Below are 3418 nucleotides of genomic sequence, written 5' to 3'. Positions count from 1 at the left end.
GTAACGGCGGCATGACACAAGTTTCAAAATCGACGTTGCAGGAGCGACGAACCTGTCGGAAGCGGGATATTGACGCGGGGCGCGACGTAAGGAGCCCGTAGGGCGACTGGAGGCGCGCCCCGCGTCGCATTGGGCTGGGGGCATGGTAGAAAGGCGTTTGCCGAAGAAGAACAACAGGCGCGGCCCCGGCCTCAACTGCCAAGTCCAGTACGGTGCCGCGCCTCCACAGGGTATCCAGATGGCTGGCCCGTTGGCCGGCCGGAGAGCCGTGTGAGCGGTCAGTATCGCATTGCTCGCGCGGCCCGTCGACCTCGATCGACTCCTCGTCTTTGGCGTTCTCGAGGAATCGCCAATGCAGCCGCCCACGGGCCGCCTGTACCTGTGCGCCCGTTGCCGGGCGCAGGTCTTCATCTGCCGCCGATGCGATCGCGGCAATCGATATTGCCGGAATTGCGCCGCCGACGTACGCCGTGACCGTGTGCGCGAGGCCGGACGACGCTATCAGTGCACGCGCCGTGGACGCGTTGCTCACGCGGCTCGCGCCAAGCGCTATCGGGACCGGCGCAATAAAGTGACGCATCAGGGTTCACCTGGCGCCCCCACCGATGGTGTACTGCAACCGGACTGTGACGCCGCCGTTGCACTCGCCAACGCCGCCGCCCATCCGGCGGCGCCGCTGCCGTTGATCTGCCATAGCTGCGGCGGCTTGTTGTTGCCCCTGGTGCGAACCGGCTTCGTGCGCCGTCGCGGTCCTCGTCATGTTCGCTCCGAAGGGGCCTCCTTCGGGCGCTGCCCTGATCGCGGAGACCCCGATGACGATTCTGGTTGAACTCGAGGCGCAGATCCTGCGCCTGTATCACGCCGAAAAATGGCCGTGCGGCACCATTGCCAAGCAGTTGCGCGTGCATCGTGAGACGGTGCAGCGCGTGATCGCCCATGCCGGGCTGCCCCGGATCGGGCCGCAGCCGAAACCCTCGATGATCGAGCCGTACCTGCCGTTCATCCGGCAGACATTGACGAAATACCCATCGCTGACGGCCAGCCGCCTCTATGTGATGGTTCGCGAGCGCGGCTACAAAGGGGCACCAGACCACTTCCGGCATCTGATCTCGGTGCACCGCCCCCGAAAGCCCGCCGAGGCCTTCCTGCGTCTGCGCACGCTCCCCGGCGAGCAGGCCCAGGTCGACTGGGGGCACTTCGGCCACATCGAGATCGGTCGAGCGCGTCGGCCGCTGATGGCGTTCGTGATGGTGCTCTCGTACTCGCGCGACATCTACCTGCGCTTCTTCCTCGATGCGCGCATGGAGAACTTCCTGCGTGGCCACATCGGCGCGTTCAACACGTGGTGCGGACTGCCAAGAGTCCTGCTGTACGACAACCTGAAATCGGCCGTGCTCGAGCGCGTCGGCGACGCGATCCGTTTCCATCCGACGCTGCTCGCGTTCGCCGGCCACTACCGCTTCGAGCCGCGGCCTGTCGCCGTCGCGCGCGGCAATGAGAAGGGGCGCGTGGAACGCGCGATCCGCCACGTTCGAGAAGCCTTCTTTGCCGCGCGCAAGTACTCCGATCTCGATGATCTGAACGCGCAAGCCGAGCAATGGTGCCGTACCCAGGCGGCCGACCGGCCATGCCCCGAGGATCGCACGATGACCGTGCGCGAAGCGTTCGCTCGCGAGCAACCGTTGCTGTTGACGCTGCCCGACAACCCATACCCGGTCGAAGAGCAACTGGCCGTGAAGGTGGGCAAGACGCCGTACGTGCGCTTCGACCTGAACGATTACACGATCCCGCATACCCACGTGCGTCGCACGCTGACCGTGCGGGCCGACCTCAACCAGGTGCGGGTGTTCGACGGCGCCGAGATGATCGCGAGCCATCGACGTTGCTACGACCGCGCGGAACAGATCGAAGACCCGCAGCACCTGAAGACGCTTGAGCAGTTCAAGCGGGAAGCGCGTCAGCACCGTGGCGTCAACAGCCTGACCCGGGCGGTACCGGCCTGCGAGCTCCTGCTGATCCGCGCGGCCGAACGTGGCGCAAGCGTCGGCGGGCTGACGACCTCGCTGCTGCGCCTGCTCGACCGCTACGGCGCCACCGAATTGCAGGCCGCCGTCGAAGATGCCCTGCGCGCGGGATCGGCGCATACCAATACCGTGCGGGCCGCGCTGGAGCGCCGTCGCGCCGCGCGCGGCGCACCGCCTCCCGTTGCCATGAATCTGCCGGAACACGTACGGCGCAAGGATGCGCCCGTCCAGCCGCACCGGCTCGATACCTACGATCAACTGACCGCGGAGGAAAAGAATGACGTCGACCCCGAACAACAATGAGACGCTGCGTTCGCGCGCCAGGGCGTTACGCCTGAACGGCCTCGTCGAGCATTGGTCCGAAGTCGACGGCTCCACCTGGCTCGCGCCGTTGCTGCAGTGGGAGGAAGACGAACGGGCCCATCGGTCACTGCAGCGGCGCATCCGCGCCGCGAAGCTGAGCAAGTTCAAGACGCTGACCGACTTCGACTGGGATTGGCCGAAACGGATCGACCGCGCGGCGGTCGAGGACCTGATGTCGCTCTCGTTCCTCGACGACGCGACCAACGTCGTGTTCATCGGCCCGAACGGCGTAGGCAAATCGACGCTGGCGCAGAACGTCGCGCACCATGCGCTGATCCAGGGCCGCACGGTGCTGTTCAAGTCGGCCAGCGAGATGCTCGGCGAACTCGCGGCACTGGACAGCGACTCAGCGCTGCGCCGCCGCTTGCATCACTATGCCACGCCGGACATCCTCGTGATCGACGAGGTCGGCTATCTCTCGTACTCGAATCGCCATGCCGACCTGCTGTTCGAGCTCGTCAGCCGTCGATACGAGGCCCGATCGACCATCGTGACGACCAACAAGCCGTTCGCGGAATGGTCGGAGGTGTTCCCGAACGCCGCCTGCGTGGTGTCGCTGGTCGACCGCCTCGTGCATCGTGCCGAGGTGATCTCGATCGAGGGCGAATCGTATCGGCTCAAGGAGGCTCGCGAGCGCAACGAAGCGCGGGCCCGGCAGCGCAAGACGCGCAAGCCTGCTGCAAAGAAAGGGCCGACGTCATGAGCCGCGCACCGTTGCTGCCTTCCGGGCGCCGGCATGGTCTGCCGTTCGTCTTGCCCGACGACTGGACGCCCGAGCAGGCGCTGGCCGCGTACGAACTGCTCGAGGATCTGCTCGCCATGATCACCGACTTCTACGGAGTCCAACTCCACGAACAGCTGCGCGAGCAGCGCACGTCAAGACCGGGCATCCGAACGCGAAAGCCCGACCCGCCGTTCTGAACGGTACCGCCGTCGCAACACGTCAAAGGGGCCCGAGGGCCCCTGCGTACTTGAGAAAATTACTCAGCATTGCGCCGCCGTTTAAGCGCGGTTTTACGCCGCCATCAACA

The 3418-nt window shown here is 65.9% G+C and carries 3 protein-coding genes and 1 pseudogene; 3 read left to right on the top strand and 1 reads right to left on the bottom strand.

Annotated features, from left to right (window positions below):
* A pseudogene (locus tag WS62_RS38300) lies at positions 1 to 580 on the bottom strand (hypothetical protein); the annotation flags it as partial.
* Between the two features lie 232 nt (positions 581 to 812).
* On the opposite strand from WS62_RS38300, the gene istA reads away from it, so the two are divergent.
* The 3 genes from istA to WS62_RS19545 are packed head-to-tail and all read left to right on the top strand — an operon-like array spanning position 813 to position 3308.
* Entirely contained in the window at positions 813 to 2327 is a 1515-nt protein-coding gene (istA, locus tag WS62_RS19555) for an IS21 family transposase (RefSeq protein WP_066574147.1), read from the top strand.
* Positions 2302 to 3090: an IS21-like element helper ATPase IstB gene (gene istB, locus WS62_RS19550; RefSeq protein ID WP_066574146.1), complete on the top strand. Its 789-nt coding sequence runs from the start codon at positions 2302 to 2304 to the stop codon at positions 3088 to 3090. Before istA ends, istB begins: the two co-directional genes overlap by 26 nt.
* A complete protein-coding gene (locus WS62_RS19545; protein WP_066574144.1) occupies positions 3087 to 3308 on the top strand; it encodes a hypothetical protein in 222 nt (73 codons plus the stop codon). The genes istB and WS62_RS19545 overlap by 4 nt, the downstream gene beginning before the upstream one ends.
* The last annotated feature ends 110 nt before the right edge of the window (positions 3309 to 3418 follow it).

Origin of the sequence: Burkholderia sp. ABCPW 14, from assembly GCF_001523835.1 — a bacterium.
GTDB classification, from domain to species: Bacteria; Pseudomonadota; Gammaproteobacteria; order Burkholderiales; family Burkholderiaceae; genus Burkholderia; species Burkholderia mayonis.
The sequence above is the reverse complement of the archived record's forward strand: the minus strand, read 5'-3'. Positions and strand labels throughout refer to the sequence as shown.

Bases quoted from the DNA above. Each gene is read 5' to 3' on its own strand.
- istB (WP_066574146.1), top strand. From the start codon at position 2,302: ATGACGTCGACCCCGAACAACAATGAGACGCTGCGTTCGCGCGCCAGG.
- istA (WP_066574147.1), top strand. From the start codon at position 813: ATGACGATTCTGGTTGAACTCGAGGCGCAGATCCTGCGCCTGTATCAC.
- WS62_RS19545 (WP_066574144.1), top strand. From the start codon at position 3,087: ATGAGCCGCGCACCGTTGCTGCCTTCCGGGCGCCGGCATGGTCTGCCG.